Source organism: Pantoea sp. PvP021 (assembly GCF_054056055.1).
Genome location: NZ_JBSRXX010000001.1, coordinates 551010 through 571595, shown reverse-complemented (window position 1 = coordinate 571595; position 20586 = coordinate 551010). Strand labels below are relative to the sequence as shown.

At 53.2% G+C, this 20586-nt stretch carries 21 protein-coding genes and 2 tRNA genes; 11 read left to right on the top strand and 12 right to left on the bottom strand.

Annotated elements, in window-relative coordinates:
• Positions 1 to 159 precede the first annotated feature (159 nt).
• Positions 160 to 567, top strand: coding sequence for a histone-like nucleoid-structuring protein H-NS (gene hns / locus ACVKSX_RS02585; RefSeq protein ID WP_010244359.1), 408 nt, complete (start codon positions 160 to 162; stop codon positions 565 to 567).
• Between the two features lie 86 nt (positions 568 to 653).
• Here hns and ACVKSX_RS02580 read toward each other — a convergent pair whose 3' ends face one another.
• The 5 genes from ACVKSX_RS02580 to rssA form a co-directional block, all read right to left on the bottom strand.
• Positions 654 to 1661, bottom strand: a complete 1008-nt coding sequence (locus ACVKSX_RS02580; RefSeq protein ID WP_010244357.1) for an NAD-dependent epimerase — start codon at positions 1659 to 1661, stop codon at positions 654 to 656.
• A 14-nt stretch (positions 1662 to 1675) separates the two neighbouring features.
• Positions 1676 to 3016 (bottom strand): UDP-glucose dehydrogenase family protein, encoded by a 1341-nt coding sequence (locus tag ACVKSX_RS02575; protein WP_003852248.1) that lies wholly within the window; start codon positions 3014 to 3016, stop codon positions 1676 to 1678.
• A 22-nt stretch (positions 3017 to 3038) separates the two neighbouring features.
• On the bottom strand, positions 3039 to 3947 hold the full coding sequence (gene galU / locus ACVKSX_RS02570) for a UTP--glucose-1-phosphate uridylyltransferase GalU (protein ID WP_008925296.1): 909 nt from the start codon (positions 3945 to 3947) through the stop codon (positions 3039 to 3041).
• Between the two features lie 193 nt (positions 3948 to 4140).
• Positions 4141 to 5157 (bottom strand): two-component system response regulator RssB, encoded by a 1017-nt coding sequence (gene rssB / locus ACVKSX_RS02565; RefSeq protein ID WP_010244345.1) that lies wholly within the window; start codon positions 5155 to 5157, stop codon positions 4141 to 4143.
• 99 nt (positions 5158 to 5256) lie between these two features.
• On the bottom strand, positions 5257 to 6162 hold the full coding sequence (gene rssA, locus ACVKSX_RS02560; protein ID WP_010244341.1) for a patatin-like phospholipase RssA: 906 nt from the start codon (positions 6160 to 6162) through the stop codon (positions 5257 to 5259).
• A 96-nt stretch (positions 6163 to 6258) separates the two neighbouring features.
• On the opposite strand from rssA, the gene ACVKSX_RS02555 reads away from it, so the two are divergent.
• From ACVKSX_RS02555 to xthA, 5 genes are all read left to right on the top strand, one after another.
• Positions 6259 to 6714, top strand: a complete 456-nt coding sequence (locus ACVKSX_RS02555) for a YchJ family protein (RefSeq protein ID WP_029519106.1) — start codon at positions 6259 to 6261, stop codon at positions 6712 to 6714.
• Between the two features lie 56 nt (positions 6715 to 6770).
• Positions 6771 to 7619: a formyltetrahydrofolate deformylase gene (purU, locus tag ACVKSX_RS02550; protein ID WP_003852258.1), complete on the top strand. Its 849-nt coding sequence runs from the start codon at positions 6771 to 6773 to the stop codon at positions 7617 to 7619.
• A gap of 144 nt (positions 7620 to 7763) precedes the next feature.
• A tRNA-Tyr gene (locus ACVKSX_RS02545) sits at positions 7764 to 7848 on the top strand.
• 38 nt (positions 7849 to 7886) lie between these two features.
• A tRNA-Tyr gene (locus tag ACVKSX_RS02540) sits at positions 7887 to 7971 on the top strand.
• 159 nt (positions 7972 to 8130) lie between these two features.
• Complete coding sequence (xthA, locus tag ACVKSX_RS02535; protein ID WP_172608738.1) at positions 8131 to 8937, top strand: exodeoxyribonuclease III; 807 nt, start codon at positions 8131 to 8133, stop codon at positions 8935 to 8937.
• Between the two features lie 33 nt (positions 8938 to 8970).
• Here the strand turns inward: xthA and ACVKSX_RS02530 are convergent, their stop codons facing one another.
• The 3 genes from ACVKSX_RS02530 to ACVKSX_RS02520 all read right to left on the bottom strand — a co-directional run bounded on the left by ACVKSX_RS02530 (position 8971) and on the right by ACVKSX_RS02520 (position 11944).
• Entirely contained in the window at positions 8971 to 9282 is a 312-nt protein-coding gene (locus ACVKSX_RS02530; protein WP_354438303.1) for a DUF1496 domain-containing protein, read from the bottom strand.
• Entirely contained in the window at positions 9279 to 11195 is a 1917-nt protein-coding gene (locus tag ACVKSX_RS02525) for a DNA topoisomerase III (protein WP_354438302.1), read from the bottom strand. The genes ACVKSX_RS02530 and ACVKSX_RS02525 overlap by 4 nt, the downstream gene beginning before the upstream one ends.
• Positions 11196 to 11392: 197 nt before the next feature.
• Positions 11393 to 11944, bottom strand: a complete 552-nt coding sequence (locus tag ACVKSX_RS02520) for an NAD(P)H nitroreductase (RefSeq protein WP_354438300.1) — start codon at positions 11942 to 11944, stop codon at positions 11393 to 11395.
• 173 nt (positions 11945 to 12117) lie between these two features.
• Between ACVKSX_RS02520 and sppA the strand changes: the two genes are divergently transcribed.
• The 3 genes from sppA (at position 12118) to pncA (ending at position 15704) form a co-directional block, all read left to right on the top strand.
• Positions 12118 to 13980 (top strand): signal peptide peptidase SppA, encoded by a 1863-nt coding sequence (gene sppA / locus ACVKSX_RS02515; RefSeq protein WP_010260631.1) that lies wholly within the window; start codon positions 12118 to 12120, stop codon positions 13978 to 13980.
• 85 nt (positions 13981 to 14065) lie between these two features.
• Positions 14066 to 15079, top strand: coding sequence for an asparaginase (ansA, locus tag ACVKSX_RS02510; RefSeq protein WP_010260629.1), 1014 nt, complete (start codon positions 14066 to 14068; stop codon positions 15077 to 15079).
• A gap of 16 nt (positions 15080 to 15095) precedes the next feature.
• Entirely contained in the window at positions 15096 to 15704 is a 609-nt protein-coding gene (gene pncA, locus ACVKSX_RS02505) for a bifunctional nicotinamidase/pyrazinamidase (protein ID WP_010670268.1), read from the top strand.
• Between the two features lie 29 nt (positions 15705 to 15733).
• Here the strand turns inward: pncA and ACVKSX_RS02500 are convergent, their stop codons facing one another.
• On the bottom strand, positions 15734 to 16015 hold the full coding sequence (locus ACVKSX_RS02500) for a YeaC family protein (RefSeq protein WP_003852750.1): 282 nt from the start codon (positions 16013 to 16015) through the stop codon (positions 15734 to 15736).
• A 5-nt stretch (positions 16016 to 16020) separates the two neighbouring features.
• Positions 16021 to 16431, bottom strand: a complete 411-nt coding sequence (gene msrB, locus ACVKSX_RS02495; RefSeq protein ID WP_010670269.1) for a peptide-methionine (R)-S-oxide reductase MsrB — start codon at positions 16429 to 16431, stop codon at positions 16021 to 16023.
• 341 nt (positions 16432 to 16772) lie between these two features.
• Here msrB and gapA point away from each other — a divergent pair, with 341 nt between their 5' ends.
• Together gapA and ACVKSX_RS02485 are read left to right on the top strand one after the other, a co-directional pair.
• A complete protein-coding gene (gene gapA / locus ACVKSX_RS02490) occupies positions 16773 to 17771 on the top strand; it encodes a glyceraldehyde-3-phosphate dehydrogenase (protein ID WP_003852747.1) in 999 nt (332 codons plus the stop codon).
• A 74-nt stretch (positions 17772 to 17845) separates the two neighbouring features.
• The gene (locus ACVKSX_RS02485) at positions 17846 to 18745 is read left to right on the top strand and encodes a D-hexose-6-phosphate mutarotase (RefSeq protein WP_354438299.1); all 900 of its coding nucleotides are present in this window, start codon (positions 17846 to 17848) and stop codon (positions 18743 to 18745) included.
• Here the strand turns inward: ACVKSX_RS02485 and ACVKSX_RS02480 are convergent.
• Together ACVKSX_RS02480 and ACVKSX_RS02475 are read right to left on the bottom strand one after the other, a co-directional pair.
• A complete protein-coding gene (locus ACVKSX_RS02480) occupies positions 18742 to 19593 on the bottom strand; it encodes an aldo/keto reductase (protein ID WP_060680344.1) in 852 nt (283 codons plus the stop codon). The genes ACVKSX_RS02485 and ACVKSX_RS02480 overlap by 4 nt on opposite strands.
• A gap of 72 nt (positions 19594 to 19665) precedes the next feature.
• Entirely contained in the window at positions 19666 to 20415 is a 750-nt protein-coding gene (locus ACVKSX_RS02475; RefSeq protein ID WP_033771947.1) for a MipA/OmpV family protein, read from the bottom strand.
• Between the last annotated feature and the right edge of the window lie 171 nt (positions 20416 to 20586).

Below are 20586 nucleotides of genomic sequence, written 5' to 3'. Positions count from 1 at the left end.
AATATTTTTATTCTGCACAACTGTGCAATTTTCTGGTGAAAATTATTTTTAGTCACGTGGGTAATTAGTGATATACATATTTTTATGATTGCAGTTATTTTATGTCGCCACTACTATTAGCGGGCAACACAACTTTTCCCTTATTCAGAGACCAGGACAATGAGCGAAGCACTAAAAGTTCTTAATAATATCCGTACGCTGCGCGCCCAGGCCAGAGAGTATTCCGTTGAAATACTGGAAGAGATGCTGGAAAAGCTGGACGTAGTAGTAAAAGAGCGCCGCGAAGAAGAGTCTCATTTTCAGGCAGAAAATGAAGAACGCACGCGTAAACTTAATCAGTATCGTGAAATGCTACTGGCTGATGGTATTGACCCGAATGAACTGATTAACACGCTGACCGACACACGGACTGCGGCAAAAGGTAAACGCTCAGTACGTCCGGCTAAATATGGTTACACCGATGAAAAAGGCGAGTCCAGAACCTGGACCGGTCAGGGACGCACACCGGCCGTGATTAAAAAAGCGCTGGAAGAACAGGGTAAAAAGCTGGACGATTTTTTACTGTAAAGACCCGCAGGGTGACTGCCTTCCTGGCAGCCTGATGCGCAATAAAAAAGGAAGCCGGAGCTTCCTTTTTTCTTTTAATCAGATACTCAGACGCGGTAAAAGTCGCGGTACCAGTCCACAAAGTTTTTAACGCCCTCTTCCACCCCGGTCTGTGGTTTGAATCCAATTGCCTTAAACAAGGCTTCGGTATCCGCACTGGTTTCCAGTACATCTCCAGGCTGCATTGGCATCAGATTTTTCTTCGCAGTAATGCCCAGGGCTTTTTCAATCGCTTCGATATAGTTCATCAACGTGACAGGCTGACTGTTTCCAATATTATAAACACGATAAGGCGCTGAACTGGTTGCCGGCGATCCGGTTTCAACTGTCCAGTTGTCGTCCTGTTGTGGAATAACATCCTGCAGGCGAACAATGGCTTCAGCAATATCGTCAATATAGGTAAAGTCGCGTTTCATCTGGCCCTGGTTATATACGTCAATCGCCTCACCGGCAATCATTGCACGGGTGAATTTGAATAACGCCATATCCGGACGGCCCCACGGGCCATAGACCGTAAAGAAGCGCAATCCAGTGGTCGGCAGCTGATAGAGATGCGAGTAAGTGTGTGACATTAACTCGTTGGCTTTTTTGGTCGCTGCATATAAAGAAACCGGATGATCAACGCTATCTTCGGTTGAGAACGGCATCTTGCGATTCAGACCATAGACTGAACTGGATGAGGCGTAGAGCAGATGTTCAATTTTATGATGACGGCAACCTTCAAGGATATTGAGGTGACCCGTCAGATTGGAGTCTGCGTAGGCATGAGGATTTTCAATGGAATACCGGACACCAGCCTGAGCGCCAAGATGGATAACGCGCTGGAATTTTTGCTGATCGAACAGTGACGCCATTGCGTCACGGTCCGCCAGGTCCATCTCAATAAAAGTAAAACCAGGATCGGCCTTAATTAAATTGAGACGGGCATGCTTGAGATTTACGTCGTAATAATCATTCAGGTTGTCGATACCGACAACCTGGTGACCGGCGGCCAGCAGACGCTGGCTGACATGAAAACCAATAAAACCTGCGGCGCCGGTGACCAGAAAGTTCATAAATCCCTCGTTAATTATGCAGTTTGAATAGACGCTCCGCGGCCGATTGCATAATAAACGAAACCGCGTTTGCTGATACGCTCTGGATCATACAGGTTACGACCATCAAAAATCACGGCTTCTTTCAGTGCATTTTTGATGATGTCGAAGTCAGGCGCACGGAAGTTTTGCCACTCCGTACAGATGACCAGACCGTCAGCGCCCTGCAGTGCGGCTTCTTTGGTACCCATCAGCTTAAGATCGCTGCGGTGACCGTAGATACGCTGTGCTTCATCCATCGCTTCAGGGTCAAACGCCTGAACAGATGCGCCAGCTTCCCACAGCGTTTCCATCAGCACACGGCTGGAGGCTTCACGCATGTCGTCAGTGTTCGGCTTAAATGACAGGCCCCAGAGCGCAAACGTTTTACCTTTCAGATCGTCACCAAAATGACGTTTGATAAAGGTTGGCAGTTTGTTTTTCTGGTTGTCATTCACATCTTCCACGGCCTGCAACAGACGTGGCTGATAGCCAATTGACTCAGCGGTACGGATTAACGCCTGCACATCTTTCGGGAAGCAGGAGCCGCCGTAACCACAGCCAGGATAGATAAAGTGGTAGCCAATGCGAGGGTCGGAACCGATGCCCTGGCGTACTTTTTCAATATCCGCGCCTAAACGTTCAGCCAGGTTAGACATCTCATTCATAAAGCTGATTTTGGTGGCCAGCATGCAGTTTGCTGCATACTTGGTCAGCTCTGCGCTGCGGATATCCATCATGATCATACGATCGTGGTTACGGTTAAACGGCTCATAGAGCTCGCGTAACAGTTCTACCACGTCGTCGTTGTCAGTACCGACAACGATACGTTCTGGACGCATACAGTCATTAACTGCAGCACCTTCTTTGAGGAATTCCGGGTTAGATACCACATCAAAGGTGATGTTGGCGTCACGCGCTTTCAGCGCTTCCGTCATTACCGCACGAACTTTGTCTGCTGTGCCAACCGGAACGGTTGATTTGTCGATAACCACTTTGTGATCGTTCATATGCTGCGCAATGGTGCGCGCTACGGCGGTCACATATTTCAGATCGGCAGAGCCGTCTTCATCTGGTGGAGTACCAACTGCAATAAACTGCATAACACCATGGTTTACGCCCAGCTCAGCATCAGTGCTGAACTTCAGACGACCCGCTTCGTAATTGGACATTACCAGCGGCGTTAAACCTGGTTCGAAAATAGGAATGATGCCTTTTTTCAGATTTTCGACTTTGTTTTCGTCGACATCAATGCAGAGAACGTCATGTCCGACTTCGGCTAACACCGCAGCCTGAACCAGACCGACATAGCCGATACCAAATACAGTGACTTTCATCGAGTTATCCTGTGTTTATGAATTACTTTTTGTTGCCAACTGCGCCATCGAGCCATTCAGAAAAATCTTTGCCCAATACCGGATGACGAACACCGTACTCAACGAAAGCCTGCATGTAGCCCAGTTTGTTACCACAGTCATGGCTGACGCCTTTCAGGTGATATGCTTCAACTGTCTCTTTTTCCATCAGCATTGCAATGGAGTCAGTCAGCTGAACTTCGCCGCCTGCACCTGGAGGCGTTTTAGCCAGCAGTGGCCAGATCTCTGAAGAGAGAACATAACGACCTACAACGGCCAGGTTTGATGGGGATTCTGACGCTTTAGGCTTCTCAACCACACCGACCATTGGTGCGCTGTCGCCTGGGTTCAGTTCTGCGCCCTGGCAATCGACAACACCGTATGCAGTCACATCGGCAACCGGCTCAACCATGATCTGGCTGCGGCCAGACTCTTCATAACGGCTCAGCATCTCTGCCAGGTTATCTTTGGTTGGGTTAGATTCATATTCGTCGATGATGACGTCTGGCAGGATAACCGCAAACGGCTCATCACCGATCAGTGGGTGTGCACACATTACAGCGTGACCCAGACCTTTAGCGATGCCCTGACGAACCTGCATGATGGTGACGTGTGGCGGGCAGATTGACTGGATTTCATCCAGCAGCTGACGCTTAACGCGTTTTTCCAGCATTGATTCCAGTTCGAAGCTGGTATCAAAGTGGTTTTCGATGGCATTTTTTGATGAATGCGTTACCAGCACAATTTCGTTGATGCCAGCAGCGATACACTCGTTAACGACATACTGGATTAACGGCTTATCAACCAGCGGTAACATTTCTTTAGGAATCGCTTTGGTAGCCGGGAGCATACGCGTACCCAAACCCGCTACCGGGATTACCGCTTTTTTTACTTTGGTATTATTGGCAGACATTAAGATACCTCTCTTATAGGCCGTTCAAGTTAATACTTGATATGTCGGTTTAAAATCGGAAATGAGTATATCAGTTAGTATCGAACGGATTTATCCTGGAAGGCACCAAACCGTCGAAATTAAGACTATTACCCAACTGTAAAGCTAAACTCTGGCCCTGTCCTCAGCGCCAGAATTCCTCTGTTTTTACGGCTTATTCTTCCGTCGATAGCATCAGCCGAATGCGCCCGCCCGCGCCCCAGACGTGGCATTGCCAGTTTTCTGCGCGCTGACTGATCTGGTTAAGATGGGTGCTGCCCATAGTGCCAAGGGGGACACCATTGCTGAGCTGAATCTGATGGGCATGAACATGGAGTGTGGCGTTCAATCCGGCCGAAACCAGAATTAAGTTCTTTAATCCGCGATGATAGTACCCAACCAGTAACGGGAACTGGCCGCTCAGGTTCGCCTGGCGCAGTAACAGATTGACCTGTCTGAGCAGCCCATTGAGTTCCGGCAGACGCTGTTTCTGCCCGGTCAGTTGCTCCTGCAGCAGGCCATTGAACAGCGCCCGCAGCAGCAACGCTGCCAGCACGCCATTATCACCGGCACGGGTCACGTCCAGACAGTAGAACGCCAGATCTTTATCGGAGAGCGCCGCGATATCAAGCACCAGCCCAGGCTGCTCGGCCATCGTCAGCTGACGATAGTTAACCCGGCAGTTGGCAATAGTCTGCTGCACCGGTGGCTGGAGTTGCTTGAGCAGCTTGGCAGCCGCTTTAGGATCACGAACCAGCGCATCCCAGTCCTGGAACAGTTGTTCATCCTCTTCCACTTTCGAAGTGAACATAGAGGGATAGAGACACTCATAGACCGCTTCACGGAAGCGCTCAAAGTTTTTAAGTGGTTTAAGCAGCACATCCTGCACCCCAAGACGCAATACATGCGCAATATCCGACATGTTCTCGGTAGCTGAGATGATTAAAATCGGCACGATGTTGCCGCGGGTACGAATGTGCTCAACGAACTGGATGCCGCTCATGCGGGGCATTTCCAGATCGCAGATAATCAGGTCGACAGTATGCTGTTGTAGTTGTGCAATTGCTTCCAGACCATCTTCCGCTTGTAACGTCACAGCACCCATCGATAACAAAAATTGGTCCAGCAACGAACGGAAAACAGCCTCATCTTCGACAATGAGTATCTTTTTGCCGAGTAGTGGTTTTTCCATTCTTTCCCCCTGCGTACCAGATATTTCAATAGTGGTTCATAAAACGCAGTTGCGCCTTTAAGAATTGGCTGAAGTCACCGCTTTGAATGAACAACCTGATTATCTGCCACGGACCAGTGGTAATAGTTCATCCATTTTCTTCTCTACGGCGGCCTTGCCTGCTTCAATGGCTTCCTCAGCACGATGAAAGTCCAGCGTCGAAATTTGCGGACAGACCGGCTGAATCAAAACATCGGGCGGATCGCCTGCCATGCGATTCCGCTTCAGGCGATTTTCCAGCACCTGGATAGAGGTGGACATAATCTCCATCGCGCCAGGTGACTGAGACGCACGGCGCTGGCTGAAATTCACCAGACGCTGACGCAGCTTCCCACCCCAACTCAATGCCGCTGCGGCGGCTTCTTCTTCGCTATTCTGTGGTGTCACGGAAAAGAGATCCTGCTGCATTAAATGCGCGTCATGCTGCAAGTCAACGGCGATAACAATGTCTGCCCCCAGGGCACGGGTAAGTGAAATCGGCACCGGGTTGACTACGGCACCATCCACCAGCCAATACCCATTGTAGCCCACCGGCGGTAATAAACCTGGCATACTGCATGAAGCGCGTACTGCCTGATGCAGATCGCCCTCTGTCAGCCAGAGTTCACGACCGGTACTGAGGTTAGTCGCCACCACGCCAAAGGGTTTATGACAATGCTCTATCGTGTCATTGGGGATCAGCTGACGAACATGGCTAAAGACCCGCTCACCGCGCAGCAGTCCGCCACGCTGCCAGGAGACATCCATCAGGCGAATAACATCCCAGTAGCGAAATGCACTGACCCATTTTTCCATCAGCGGCAGGCGGTTATTCACATAGGCAGATCCGACTAATGCTCCGACAGAGCAGCCCGCAACGACGTCGATCTCAATACCTGCACGCTCCAGCGCGTTGATCACGCCGATGTGCGCCCATCCTTTGGCCGCTCCAGAACCCAGAGCCAATCCAATTTTTACCTTTCTCATTTCTGTCTGGTCCTGCCGTCAATACGTAGCATCACAACACGGGGTCAGCTAACATAGCGCGCTTGTAAAACCGACCCATCATTCCCGGGAGATAATGTGTCAGAAACCTGCCCATGTTGTAGCGGAGAGCAGTATAGCGTATGTTGCGAGCCCTTTCTTCAGGGTAACCAGATTCCTGTTACAGCTGAACAACTTATGCGATCCCGTTATTGCGCTTATGTTCAGCATAATGCGGACTATCTGGTTGCGACCTGGCATCCTGAGAAGCGTCATCCGGCGCTGTCAGGGCTTTTATCTGAAAGTTTTCCAGGAACCGACTGGCTCAGCCTGAATGTAACCCGTTGTAATCATGGAAGCCATGAGAACGAAGCTTTCGTTACCTTTTTTGCGCGATACCGCGAGAAAACCAACATTCAGGCCATTCATGAATGTTCACGCTTTCTTCGCGAGGATCAACGCTGGTACTATGTTGACGGTACAGCACCGCCCGTGGGGCGTAACGATCGCTGCCCGTGCGGCAGTGAAAAAAAATACAAAAAATGTTGTGGTTAAGCTGACGGCTACCCCAGCGGTTTTACCCCTAATGCTTTGACAGGACTCTGATTGAGATGCAAGCGCAAACCATGCAAAGAAAAGTTTTACGAACCATTTGTCCCGATGCAAAAGGTCTGATCGCCAAAATCACCAATATTTGTTACAAGCACGAACTTAATATCGTGCAGAACAATGAGTTTGTTGATCATCGCACCGGGCGTTTTTTCATGCGTACCGAACTGGAAGGGATCTTCAACGACAACACCCTGCTCGCCGACCTCGACAGCGCCCTGCCCCAGGGTTCAGTCCGGGAACTGCACAGCGCCGGTCGTCGCCGCGTGGTGATTCTTGTCACTAAAGAGGCGCATTGTCTGGGCGATCTGTTAATGAAGAGCGCGTTTGGCGGCCTGGATATGGAAATTGCGGCGGTAGTGGGTAACCACGACACCCTGCGTTCACTGGTTGAGCGTTTCGATATTCCGTTTGTGCTGGTGAGCCATGAGGGACTGACGCGGGAAGAGCACGATAACCGCATGGTGGAAGAGATTGACCGCTATCAGCCCGATTACGTGGTGCTGGCAAAATATATGCGCGTCCTGACGCCCGCCTTTGTGCAGCGTTATCCGAACCAGATTATCAATATTCACCACTCCTTCCTGCCCGCCTTTATCGGTGCCCGTCCCTATCATCAGGCTTATGAACGTGGCGTGAAGATCATCGGTGCCACCGCGCACTATGTGAACGACAATCTCGATGAAGGCCCAATCATCATGCAGGATGTGATAAACGTTGATCACAGCTACACCGCCGATGAGATGATGCGCGCCGGTCGCGACGTAGAAAAGAATGTCCTGAGCAATGCACTGTATAAAGTGCTGGGGCAACGCGTGTTTGTTTACGGCAACCGCACGATTATTCTTTAATCAGCCAGTGCGCTGAATTGTCTGCAGATTCAGCGCTACGCGTAAAAAGTGGGCAAACAGTTGCGGTTTTGCCAGTGGGCGCTTTACACCCTTATCGCATTTGGTATGATGCGCCCCGCTTTAAGAGAGAAAGATTCAGGCCATGGTGGGATTCCCGAGCGGCCAAAGGGAGCAGACTGTAAATCTGCCGTCACAGACTTCGAAGGTTCGAATCCTTCTCCCACCACCATCTGAATCTGAATCATCTTAAGCCACATCACTATCCCAGGTGGGATTCCCGAGCGGCCAAAGGGAGCAGACTGTAAATCTGCCGTCACAGACTTCGAAGGTTCGAATCCTTCTCCCACCACCATCTCGTATGTTGCACACCATCCCCCAAATAATACCTAAGCTTACTGTTCGCCCCCACACTCCTGCCCGCTTTCACACAATCTCAGCCTGTTCCGCCATGACTTTTTCAGCAAAAATCGCTACCATCTCCGCCTGACATTTCTGAACAACGGTCGATCTCATGAAATTTGTTTCATTTAACATCAATGGGTTGCGTGCCCGCCCGCATCAGCTTCAGGCACTTGTCGAACAGCATCAGCCCGATGTTATCGGTCTGCAGGAAACCAAGGTCCATGACGACATGTTCCCGCTGGAAGAGGTGTCAAAGCTCGGCTATCACGTCTTCTATCATGGACAGAAAGGTCACTACGGTGTTGCCCTGTTAACCAAAGCTGAGCCAGTGTCAGTGAGCCGGGGTTTCCCGGGTGATGACGAAGAATCCCAGCGCCGCCTGATCATCGCGGAACTTCCCAGCCCGATTGGCGATATCACGGTAATTAACGGCTATTTTCCGCAGGGCGAAAGCCGCGACCATCCCACCAAGTTTCCGGCTAAAGAGAAATTCTATCGGGATCTGCAACGTCTGCTGACCGAAGATCTGCCTGCTGATAAGCCGGTTCTGATTATGGGCGACATGAATATCAGCAGCACCGATCGGGATATTGGTATTGGTGAAGAGAGCCGCAAGCGCTGGCTGCGCACCGGCAAATGCTCCTTCCTGCCGGAAGAGCGCGAGTGGATGGACCGCCTGCTGGGCTGGGGACTGGTTGATACCTGGCGTGAGCACAATCCGGAGGTGGCGGATCGCTTTTCCTGGTTCGATTACCGTTCGAAAGGATTTGATGATAATCGCGGGTTACGCATCGATCTGGTGCTGGCGAGCAAAACCCTGGCGTCGCACTGCGTTGAGACCGGCATTGATTATGAGATCCGGGGCATGGAAAAACCATCTGACCACGCACCCATCTGGTCAATCTTCCGCTTTTAACTGACGGTCGCGTGGCAGAGCGCCACGCGACGGCTATTTCACTATTTTCCAGATCAGGTTATTGGTGCCGATGGAGTGTTCATCACGGGTACATTGCAGCAACACCCCCTCTGATTTCACCACCGCGCCTTCCGTGTAGTTACGGTTCTCAAAGATACAGCAGCGGAGACAGTCTGGCTGACGTCTCTCTGCCTGTGTCCATGCCTCGGGTGGCATATCCACCACGACATCGGTGTTACCACCGTTGCTGCCCTGCTGTGGTATCGACTGATAACGACTGTTGGCCTGCGCCACGCTGGTCGCCAGCGACAGGGCCACGAGCAGTAATACTGAATAACGCCTCATTCCGTCTCCTTCACTTTACGCCTGGTTTTGCGCACCGGACGTTTCTGTCCGGTGGACGGTAATCCCCGAAATGCATGCGCCGCAGGCTGCTGTCGCGCCTGCTGGATCAGACCGGTTAAGGTCTGCACCAGCGGCTGCATGAATTCATCATAGCGGCAGGCCTTTTCGCTGATACGCGTCAGTGTCGATTCCCACTGCGCCGTCATATCCGGGCGTGCTGCCAGATCGGGCAGGGAGTGAATCAGGGCGCGTCCGGCATCCGTAGAATTGATATAGCGGCCCTTCTTCACCAGGAAGCCACGACGAAACAGTAATTCGATAATGCCGGCGCGTGTGGCTTCCGTTCCTAAACCATCGGTCGCACGCAGTACTTTCTTTAATTCTTTATCCTGAACGAAACGGGCAATGCCGGTCATTGCAGAAAGAATGGTGGCATCGGTAAACGGGCGTGGCGGCTGGGTTTGCTTCGCCAGCACCTCTCCGCGCTCACACAGCAGCTCATCCCCTTTCGCTACCACCGGCAACGGCATGCCGTCGTTCTCTTCATCACGCTCTTTGTTGCCCAGCAGCGCACGCCAGCCCGCTTCCGCCAGGAAGCGCGCTTTCGCCACGAATTTTCCGCCGGCAATATCGAGATCGATGACACATTTGCGGAATACCGCATCCGGGCAGAACTGCATCAGATACTGGCGCGCCACCAGTTCATAGATATGCTGCTCGTTTTCACTGAGTTTCACCGCGCTGGCACGGGCCGTTGGAATAATGGCGTGGTGGGCATCCACTTTTTTATCATCCCAGCAGCGATTTCTGCGATCGGCATCGAAATCTGCCGGTGGGGTCAGCTGTGACTGATGCGCCTGTATCGCCTTTAACACCGCATGACGACCGGCAAAATGCTCTTCAGGCAGATAGCGGCTGTCCGAACGGGGATAGGTAATCAGTTTGTGGGTTTCGTAAAGCCGCTGGCAGGTATCCAGCACCGTCTGCGCACTCAGCCCGTAACGTTTAGCGGCCTCAATCTGCAGGCTGGATAAGGAAAAGGGCAGCGGCGCCACCTCATTTTCGCGCTTATCGCTGTAGGCAGTGACGATCGCCGGCTGGCCCGTGATACGCGTCACCACATGCTCCGCCAGCGCGCGTTTGAGCAGGCGGCCCTCTTCATCCTGCCATGGTTCACAGGCCTCACTGGGGATCCAGCTGGCGATAAATCGGGCGCCGTCAGGCGTGAGGATGTGCGCTTTCACTTCGAAGTAATCTTTCGGCACGAAGTTCTCGATCTCTTCATCGCGCCGGACCACCAGCCCAAGTACCGGCGTCTGCACCCGGCCCACCGACAGTACGCCATCATAGCCTGCATTGCGTCCCAGCAGCGTCCAGGCGCGGGTCATGTTAATGCCATAGAGCCAGTCCGCCCGGGCGCGGGCCAGCGCCGAGACGCACAACGGAATAAACTCGCGATTTTCACGCAGGCGGTTTACTGCCCGGTCCACCGCCTGAGGATTGAGATCGTTAATCAGACAGCGCTGCACCTTGCTGCGTTTTTCAGCCGGCAGGTTCAGGTAGTCGAGCACCTCATCCACCAGCAACTGCCCTTCCCGATCCGGGTCACCGGCATGCACCACTTCATTCGCCTGCGCCAGCAAGCCCTCAACCACTTTCAGTTGCTTAGCGACCGAGGGACGCGGTTTTAGCTGCCATTTTTCCGGAATGATGGGTAAATCCGCCAGCGACCAGCGCGCATAACGGCTGTCATAACTGTCGGGTTGCGCCTGCTCCAGAAGATGGCCTACACACCAGGTGACGATCTGATCGTTGCCGCAGGCAATGAATCCATCACCGCGTCGATGCGGTTTCGGCAGCACATCTGCGATAGCACGCCCCAGGCTCGGTTTTTCCGCAATAAACAAACGCATTGAATCAGGTAATCCTTAACATCAGGGGGAACGCAGTGATAACCGGTTGTCCGCTGTCGGTTTGAATACTGGGGCTATGTTAGCCTGGCAGGCCCGCTGGCGTAAGTGTGATGCGCGGCGTTAGCGATCGTTCGCACAGGAACCGTGCAAAAAGCAGGGCTGAAATGCACCCTGCCGGAACCGGACAAGCATTGTAGTCAGAAGTAACGGACGAAAGGCGCCGTGTCAGGTGGGAGCACCGTAGTGCTGGATTTCAGTTGCGGGGTGCCCAGATAGAGAAAGCCGACGATGGCATCCTGTTCGCGGCAGCCAAACCCCTGGCGTACCTGCTCGTCATCGGTCCAGGGACCACTGCGCCAGATACCGTTGTAACCCTGAGCGACGGCCGCCATCTGCATGGCCATCACTGCACAGCTTGCCGAGGCGATCTGCTCCCAGCGCGGCACTTTGTGGTGCGCTTCACAATGTGCCACCACCGTAATGATCATCGGTGCCCGAAACGGTGACTGGCTCGCTTTGTTAATCGCCTTTTCATCCAGCTTTTTATCGCGTGCTGCCTGCTCCAGCAGCTGGCTCAGACGGTCGCGCCCCTCATTTTCCACAATGATAAAGCGCCAGGGTTGCAGCGTGCCGTGATCCGGGGCGCGCATACCAGCCCGCAGGATATTTTCCAGTGCGTCACCCGCAGGTGCCGGCTCAGTCAGGCGTGAGGCCGAACGTCGGTTGACCAGTAACTCCAGTGCGTCCATGTTTCTCTCCCGATCTCTGTAATGTTGCAGTTATCCTGGCACAGGCAGATTTTTTGTAACAGTGCGCAGTGATTTCCTGCTGACTTTTAACACGCCGCTCTTTAGGATGAGCTCGTCGGGGAAGTCTGGTCCGCGCGGCGGCCACTTCCTGCTACATATTTATGGAGAGTCTGATGCGCACATTGTGGCGAATAATTGCAGGTCTGTTCCGCTGGAGCTGGCGGGTACTGAATTTTATCAGGGAATTTATTCTGAATATTTTCCTGATTTTGTTGATTGTGGTGGGTGTAGGGATCTGGCTGCAGGTCAGCGGGTCGGGCGGCAGTTCAGCGCCGATTCAGCAAGGCGCACTGAAAGTGGATCTCAGCGGCGTGCTGGTGGATAAACCGTCGGTAAGCAATCGTCTGAGCAAAATTGGCCGCCAGCTGCTGGGTGCCAGCAGTGACCGCTTACAGGAAAATTCGCTGTTTGATGTGGTCGACGCTATTCGTCAGGCAAAAGATGACAGCAACATTAAAGGCATGGTGCTCGATTTACGCGAATTTGCCGGTGGCGATCAGCCTTCACTGCAATATGTGGGTAAAGCGCTGCGCGAATTCCGCGACAGCGGCAAGCCGATTTATGCACTGGGCGACAGCTACAGCCAGGCGCAGTATTACCTTGCCAGCTACGCCACCAAAATCTATCTGTCGCCACAGGGCACCGTAGATCTGCATGGTTTCGCTACTAACGGACTCTATTACAAAACCCTGCTGGAGAAGCTGAAAGTCACCTCACACGTCTTCCGTGTCGGGACCTACAAATCAGCGGTTGAGCCGTTCCTGCGTGACGACATGTCCCCTGCCGCACGGGATGCAGACAGCCGCTGGGTCGGTCAGCTGTGGCAGAACTACCTGAACACCGTGGCAGCGAACCGCCAGATTACGCCGGAGCAACTCTTCCCCGGTGCTGCTGCGATTATTGCCGGATTAAACGCCGTTAAAGGCGATACCGCGCAATATGCGCTGGATAACAAGCTGGTCGATGCCCTGGGTTCACGTGCGGCAGCCGATCAGGAGCTGGTAAAAACCTTTGGTCTGGATAAGCAGAGCAACGATTACCGTAGCGTCAGCATCTATGACTACAGCGTGAAAACCACCTCCACGCAGCAGGATGGCAACATCGCGGTAGTCATGGCCAGCGGTGCCATCATGGATGGTGAAGAGACGCCGGGCAACGTCGGTGGCGACACGACGGCGGCGCAGATCCGCGATGCGCGTCTCGATCCGAAAATCAAAGCGATTATTCTGCGGGTGAACAGCCCGGGTGGCAGCGTCACCGCCTCGGAAGCGATTCGTGAAGAGCTGGCGGCAGCGCAGGCGGCCGGTAAGCCGATTGTGGTCTCGATGGGAGGCATGGCGGCGTCTGGCGGTTACTGGATCTCAACCCCTGCCAGCTACATTGTGGCGAACCCCAGCACGCTGACTGGCTCGATTGGCATCTTCGGCGTGATCAATACGCTGGAGAACAGCCTGGACAGTATTGGCGTGCACACCGACGGTGTTGCGACCTCACCGCTGGCGGATATCTCAACCACCAAAGCGCTGCCAACGGAAGTTCAGCAGCTGATGCAGCTGACCATCGAAAATGGCTACCGCAACTTTGTCGGTCTGGTGGCGAAGTCACGTCATAAAACGCCAGAGCAGATTGATGCCATTGCACAGGGCCACGTCTGGACCGGCAGCGATGCGAAAGCCAATGGTCTGGTTGATGCACTGGGTGACTTCGATGATGCCGTGAAGAAGGCGGGCGAGCTGGCGAAAGTCAGTAATCCGCAGCTGAGCTGGTATCAGGATGACCCGAGCTTCCTGGATATGATGCTGAGCCAGATGAACGCGTCGGTGCAGGCGGTCCTGCCTGATACGCTGAAAGCCTGGCTACCAGCACCGATGCTGGATGTGATGAGTGCTATGAAAGCCCAGCCTGGTCTGTTCGACAAGCAGAACGATCCTCAGAACCGTTATGCATTCTGCCTGAACTGCGGCGAAGTGCGATAAACCTCGCAGCCCGGCCGCTGGTCGGGCTGCTTTTCCCCGCTATTCCCCTTATACTGCGCGTTTTATGGCGAGTCTGAGTTCTCTAATGCAAAAGAAAAACATCTACGTAGCCTACACTGGCGGGACGATCGGTATGCAGCGTTCGGCGCAGGGTTATATTCCCGTCTCCGGACACCTGCAGCAACAGCTGGCTAACATGCCGGAGTTCCACCGCCCTGAGATGCCTGATTTCACCATTCATGAGTATCAGCCGCTGATCGACTCTTCCGACATGACCCCGCAGGACTGGCAGTCTATCGCAGAAGATATCCGTCAGAACTACGATCGCTATGATGGTTTTGTGATCCTGCATGGCACCGACACCATGGCATTTACCGCCTCAGCACTCTCCTTTATGCTGGAAAATCTGGCCAAGCCGGTTATCGTCACGGGCTCGCAGATTCCGTTAGCGGAATTACGTTCAGATGGTCAGCAGAATCTCTTAAATTCGCTCTATGTGGCGGCCAACTATCCGATCAGCGAAGTGTCGCTGTTTTTCAATAACACGCTCTATCGCGGTAACCGGACCACCAAGGCACATGCAGACGGCTTCAACGCCTTTGCTTCGCCCAACCTCTCTGCGCTGCTGGAAGCGGGCATTCATATTCGTCGCCTCAATACACCGCCTGCCCCAGCCGGTCAGGGTGAACTGAAGGTCCACACCATTACGCCTCAGCCCATTGGTGTGGTTACCATTTATCCCGGGATTTCAGCCGACGTTGTGCGTAACTTTCTGCGTCAGCCAGTCAAAGCATTGATCCTGCGCTCCTATGGTGTGGGTAATGCACCGCAGAACAAGGAATTTCTGGCAGAATTGCAGCAGGCCAGCGAGCGTGGCATCGTGGTGGTAAATCTCACCCAGTGTATTTCCGGCAAAGTGAATATGGGCGGATACGCTACCGGCAACGCGCTTGAACATGCTGGTGTCATCAGCGGATTTGACCTCACCGTGGAAGCGGCGCTGACAAAGCTACACTTTTTACTCAGCCAGGATCTTTCTGCCGATCAAATCCGAGCCAGAATGCAGCAGAATTTGCGCGGCGAACTGACTGAAGACTGAAACGGAGCGATATGTAATGAAGCGGGCACTCATCATTATTGATATTCAGAACGATTTTTGCCCCGGCGGCCCGATGGCAGTCCATGAGGGCGACCATACGGTCGAGGTGGCAAATCGTTATGCGCGACTGTTCCGTGAAAACGGTGAATGCGTACTGGCACTGCAGGACTGGCATCCGGCGAATCACGGCAGCTTTGCCTCGGTTTCCGGCGAGCCGGTCTACACGCTGGGCGAGTTAAATGGTCTGGCCCAGATCTGGTGGCCCGATCACGGCATTCAGGGCTCAACTGGCGCTGATTTTCATCCGGGTCTCGATCGCTCACTGTTCGATGCGACGTTCCATAAGGGCCAGGATCAGGATGTCGACAGCTATAGCGCCTTTTTTGACAATGGCCATCGCCGTAAGACCGAGCTGGACAGCTGGCTGCGTGAGCGTGGGATCACCCATCTGGTGATGCTGGGACTGGCGACGGATTACTGCGTAAAATATAGCGTGCTGGATGCGCTGGAGCTGGGTTATCACGTTGAGGTGGTTAAAGAGGGCTGCCGGGGCGTCAATCTGAATCCCGAGGACAGCGAAATTGCCTTTGCCCAGATGACCGCTCAGGGCGCGATTCTGATTTAAAATGGAGCTGGCATGACGCCAGCTTTTTTTTAATGCAGATGGATGCGGGTCACGTCAGGGTCAATTCCAAACTCTTCTTTGAGCTCTTTTTTCGACTTCATCACCATTTCGCCACCTTTGCCGATGGTCATGTGCTGGGGCGCGTCGTTGTGCCGCGCCTGCCACATCATGACCAGCTGCAGGCAATTGTCGCGCTGCTCCTGGGTCAGTGCCACGCCATCCGGCCATTTACCAATCTCAACCGCCGTGGCAAGACGCTGATAGACTTCAGGCGTCATCGATGCAAGCATTGCTTCAAGCTGTTCCTTCATCGCCATTACCCTTTGGTCTGTTCGCCCTGCTCGTCGGTGAAATTCAGCGAGGCGGAGTTAACACAATAGCGTTCGCCGGTCGGCTGCGGGCCGTCAGGGAAGACATGTCCCAGGTGCGCATCGCAACTGCCACAGCGGATCTCAATACGCTGCATGCCGTGTGAATCATCTTCAATATAGCGAATCGCATCATCACTGACCGGCTGGTAGAAACTGGGCCAGCCACAGCCAGAGTCATACTTCGTCTCAGAGAGAAAAAGTGGCGCCTCACAGATCAGACAGTGGTAGATCCCTTCCTGCTTGTTGTGCAGCAGTGCGCCGCTGTAAGGCGGTTCCGTTCCGCGTTGCTGAGTGACGTAGCGTTGCATTTCAGTCAACTGTGCAATTTTTGCTTCGGGTGCGGTGTCTTTAGCCATTTTAGGATTCCGGGCAGTGCCATTCTGAAAAATTCGACTATTATTCTAACAAATGATCAACATAACCCGGGTCTTTTTTTGTGCTCACCCTTTCAGCCTGCTCTCTGCTAAGCGGATTTGTGACATCGATCACCTTTTATCCGGAGCATCCCTATATATTCGGCGATTGATTCAACGAAGCGCGATATCATTGGCGGCGCGCAAGCGGTTGCGCATCGAATAATTCCTTTCAGGCGAATTGATTTGTCGCAACAATTGACACGATTCCGCTTGACGCCTGGTAAGGTTTTTGTAATTTTACAGGCAACCTTTTATTCACTAACCAATAGCTGGTGGAATATATGACTATCAAAGTAGGTATCAACGGTTTCGGCCGTATCGGTCGCATCGTTTTCCGTGCTGCTCAAAAGCGTTCTGACATCGAAATCGTTGCTATCAACGACCTGCTGGACGCGGATTACATGGCGTACATGCTGAAGTATGACTCTACTCACGGTCGTTTCGACGGCACAGTAGAAGTTCAGGATGGCGCACTGGTGGTTAACGGTAAAAAAATCCGTGTTACCGCTGAACGTGATCCGGCCAACCTGAAGTGGGATGAAGTAGGCGTTGACGTTGTTGCTGAAGCAACCGGTATCTTCCTGACCGACGAAACCGCGCGTAAACACATCACCGCAGGTGCTAAGAAAGTCGTTCTGACCGGTCCATCTAAAGATGACACCCCAATGTTTGTTCGTGGTGCAAACTTCGACAAATATGATGGCCAGGATATCGTGTCTAACGCATCCTGTACCACTAACTGCCTGGCACCGCTGGCAAAAGTGATCAACGACAAGTTTGGCATCGTTGAAGGTCTGATGACGACCGTTCACGCCACCACTGCTACCCAGAAAACCGTTGATGGCCCGTCTCATAAAGACTGGCGCGGCGGCCGCGGCGCATCGCAGAACATCATTCCTTCATCAACTGGCGCAGCTAAAGCCGTTGGTAAAGTTCTGCCAGAGCTGAACGGCAAACTGACCGGTATGGCATTCCGCGTACCAACCCCTAACGTTTCCGTTGTTGACCTGACCGTGCGTCTGGAAAAAGCGGCTTCTTACAAAGAAATCTGTGCTGCAATTAAAGCGGCTGCAGAAGGTGAGATGAAAGACGTTCTGGGCTACGTTGAAGATGACGTGGTTTCTACCGACTTCAACGGCGAAATCCTGACTTCAGTGTTTGACGCTAAAGCCGGTATCGCGCTGAACGACAACTTTGTGAAACTGGTTTCCTGGTACGACAACGAAACTGGCTACTCAAACAAAGTTCTCGACCTGATTGCACTGGTTTCTGCTAAATAAGGCAGTCAGACATCATTGAGAATAAGGGCGACTTCGGTCGCCCTTTTTTTGATCCGCACAGGAAGGAATCGAACATGCAAGATAAACTGTTTTCTCTGCCGGTGGTCACGCAGATCTCCCCTTACCTCACCCAGCGCCAGATAGGTGAACTCCCCGCCATTGTTGTGAGTCACCCTAAAGTGCGGGCAGCCATTACGCTTCAGGGCGCGCACCTCATCGCCTGGCAACCCAGCGGCGAAAAGCCGGTACTCTGGCTGAGTGATAAGAGTCTCTTTGCACCGGGTAAGGCGATTCGTGGCGGCGTTCCGATCTGCTGGCCGTGGTTCGGCCCGGCGGGCGAACCGGCACACGGCTTTGCGCGGGTTCAGCCGTGGAAGCTTACGGCGCATGATGAAAATGAAGAGGGCGTCATGCTGACGCTGGTGCTGGAGAGCAACCCTCAGACGCTGAAGCTCTGGCCGCATGAATTCACCCTGATTGCCCGCTTCCGTCTGGGCCAGCATTGTGAGATTGAGCTGGAAGCCTATGGTGACTTTGAAGCGACGGCGGCTCTGCACAGCTACTTTACCGTCAGCGACATCAACGGTGTGGAAGTCTCGGGTCTGGGCAATAGCTATATCGACAAAGTCAATAACGGCGAGGTGGCCAGCAGCGACGGCAAACAGCGTTATCCTGGACGCATCGACCGTATCTTTACCGCAGCAGAAGATTGCTCAGTGATTAATGATACTGCGGGCGAGCGGCAGATCGAGGTGTACCACCATCATTATAGTGACGTTGTCACGTGGAATCCGGGTGTGGAACTCTCCTGCAGCATGACGGATATGGCGAATGAGGGCTATAAGACCATGGTCTGTGTGGAGACGGCGCGTATCAGCAAACCGTTACGCAGCGCGGGAGAAAAACCGGCACGACTGGCCACGACGTTCCGCCTCAAAAAGAAAGCCGCAGCCAGCAACAACGTTAACGGCTAAACAATATCCAGCGGCAACTTATGCTGTGGCGCTGGCCAGGCGCGATCGATGAGCTGCAAATCCTCATCGGTCAGTTCCACCTCCAGCGCCGCCGCATTTTCCTGAACGTGGGCCACGGAACTGGCTTTAGGAATGGCAATCACCCCTGGCTGACGAATCACCCAGGCCAGCAGTAATTGCGCCACGCTGATGCCCTTCTGCTGTGCAATCTGAGTCAGCTGCGGATCGGTAAAGAGTGAGTCACGTAGCCGTCCGGCCTGGGCCAGCGGACAATAGGCCATGACCGGTACGCCACGCTGCTGACATGCCGGCAGCAGATCAAATTCAATGCCGCGTGAAGCCAGATGATAGAGCACCTGATTGGTCGCGCAGGCCTCGCCCTTCTCTTCATCCCACAGTTCGGCCATATCATCGGTGTCAAAATTCGATACGCCCCAGTGACGAATTTTGCCCTGCTGCTGCAGGCGTTCCATGGCGCGCAGTGTCTCTTCCAGCGGAATATTGCCGCGCCAGTGCAAAAGATAGAGATCGAGATAATCGGTTTGCAGACGGCGCAGGCTGCGCTCACAGGCTGCAATGGCATCCACTTCGCCCGCATTCCACGGATAAACTTTGGAGACCAGCAGCGCCCGGTCGCGACGGCCCAGCAGTGCCTGCCCGACCACCTCTTCGGCTCCGCCATCTGCATACATTTCGGCGGTATCGATAAGCTTCAAGCCGCACTCAAGACCCGCCTGCAATGCAGCGACTTCATCAGCACGCTGCGCCGGGTTTTCACCCATATACCAGGTGCCCTGACCGATCACCGGCAGATCGCCAAAACCGGCAAAGTTAATCGTGTTACGCATTCTGCTCTCCCGCCCCATTCTGAGGCCCTGTAAAAGAACAGAGGGCAATAAATGCCCTCTTTTGGTGCGTTATCAGAAGGTATAGCTGACACCCGTCCAGATTAACGCCTGCCCGCTTTTATCAATCATCGGGCTGTCTTTGATTTCGCTGTCGAAGCGGACGTAACGTCCCATGACGCTGGCATTCCACTGTGGCGCAATCTGATAGCTGGCGCTCAGTTCCACATAAGGTGACCAGCTGTCATCCGGATTGTAACGGCTGATGCCGGTACGGGCGCTTTCGTGCCCGGATACACCATAGTAATAACGGTTTTGATTGGCGCTGTTCCACGTGGCCCCGATGCCCGGCGTCAGGCTGAAGTCACCCATCTGGAAGCGATAGAGGTATGTCAGGTCCCAGATCATCCCGTTGCTGTTATTGAGCACATCCCCCAGCAATGAGGTACGGACAATCCCCCAGTCAGCGGTGTGACGATAGGTTGCACCCCCCATCAGCGTCATGCGGCGTTTATCCAGCCCTTTCATGTCGCCCAGGTCGTTGTCGCTGGGTTTGTACTCCTGCGGTGACCCCAGCAGCGTCAGTGACAGCTGGTTCTGAGGATCTTTCCACAGGTAGTAGCCGCCCTGCAGGCTACGGAACCAGAAGTCTTCACCCTCATAATTGATAACCGGAACGGGGATATACCGGTCCTGGCCGCCGCGATAAGGTGATTCGGCATAGATAACCGACGCACCAATGGAAAGCGGTGCGGCATTCGCGTGCGTGGCCAGTAAATAACAGGGCAGAAGTGCAACAAGCGTCTTAAATTTGAATTGGTTCACAATTTATTCATTCCATAAATATAACAATCAAACAGGAAGTCTAACGTTTTTTCACGGCTGGATTAACTTATATCGAAATCCTTTAAGTGACTGATCGATGAAAGTGGCATTAAAGGTTAAAAACACGTTAAGTTAAAGCATCACCCATATGAACGCATCTCACAACAGACC

What these genes read in the sequence shown, in the direction of transcription:
- hns (WP_010244359.1), top strand. Translation starts at nt 160, where the DNA reads ATGAGCGAAGCACTAAAAGTTCTTAATAATATCCGTACGCTGCGCGCC.
- ACVKSX_RS02580 (WP_010244357.1), bottom strand. Translation starts at nt 1,661, where the DNA reads ATGAACTTTCTGGTCACCGGCGCCGCAGGTTTTATTGGTTTTCATGTC.
- ACVKSX_RS02575 (WP_003852248.1), bottom strand. Translation starts at nt 3,016, where the DNA reads ATGAAAGTCACTGTATTTGGTATCGGCTATGTCGGTCTGGTTCAGGCT.
- galU (WP_008925296.1), bottom strand. Translation starts at nt 3,947, where the DNA reads ATGTCTGCCAATAATACCAAAGTAAAAAAAGCGGTAATCCCGGTAGCG.
- rssB (WP_010244345.1), bottom strand. Translation starts at nt 5,157, where the DNA reads ATGGAAAAACCACTACTCGGCAAAAAGATACTCATTGTCGAAGATGAG.
- rssA (WP_010244341.1), bottom strand. Translation starts at nt 6,162, where the DNA reads ATGAGAAAGGTAAAAATTGGATTGGCTCTGGGTTCTGGAGCGGCCAAA.
- purU (WP_003852258.1), top strand. Translation starts at nt 6,771, where the DNA reads ATGCAAGCGCAAACCATGCAAAGAAAAGTTTTACGAACCATTTGTCCC.
- xthA (WP_172608738.1), top strand. Translation starts at nt 8,131, where the DNA reads ATGAAATTTGTTTCATTTAACATCAATGGGTTGCGTGCCCGCCCGCAT.
- ACVKSX_RS02530 (WP_354438303.1), bottom strand. Translation starts at nt 9,282, where the DNA reads ATGAGGCGTTATTCAGTATTACTGCTCGTGGCCCTGTCGCTGGCGACC.
- ACVKSX_RS02525 (WP_354438302.1), bottom strand. Translation starts at nt 11,195, where the DNA reads ATGCGTTTGTTTATTGCGGAAAAACCGAGCCTGGGGCGTGCTATCGCA.
- ACVKSX_RS02520 (WP_354438300.1), bottom strand. Translation starts at nt 11,944, where the DNA reads ATGGACGCACTGGAGTTACTGGTCAACCGACGTTCGGCCTCACGCCTG.
- sppA (WP_010260631.1), top strand. Translation starts at nt 12,118, where the DNA reads ATGCGCACATTGTGGCGAATAATTGCAGGTCTGTTCCGCTGGAGCTGG.
- ansA (WP_010260629.1), top strand. Translation starts at nt 14,066, where the DNA reads ATGCAAAAGAAAAACATCTACGTAGCCTACACTGGCGGGACGATCGGT.
- pncA (WP_010670268.1), top strand. Translation starts at nt 15,096, where the DNA reads ATGAAGCGGGCACTCATCATTATTGATATTCAGAACGATTTTTGCCCC.
- ACVKSX_RS02500 (WP_003852750.1), bottom strand. Translation starts at nt 16,015, where the DNA reads ATGAAGGAACAGCTTGAAGCAATGCTTGCATCGATGACGCCTGAAGTC.
- msrB (WP_010670269.1), bottom strand. Translation starts at nt 16,431, where the DNA reads ATGGCTAAAGACACCGCACCCGAAGCAAAAATTGCACAGTTGACTGAA.
- gapA (WP_003852747.1), top strand. Translation starts at nt 16,773, where the DNA reads ATGACTATCAAAGTAGGTATCAACGGTTTCGGCCGTATCGGTCGCATC.
- ACVKSX_RS02485 (WP_354438299.1), top strand. Translation starts at nt 17,846, where the DNA reads ATGCAAGATAAACTGTTTTCTCTGCCGGTGGTCACGCAGATCTCCCCT.
- ACVKSX_RS02480 (WP_060680344.1), bottom strand. Translation starts at nt 19,593, where the DNA reads ATGCGTAACACGATTAACTTTGCCGGTTTTGGCGATCTGCCGGTGATC.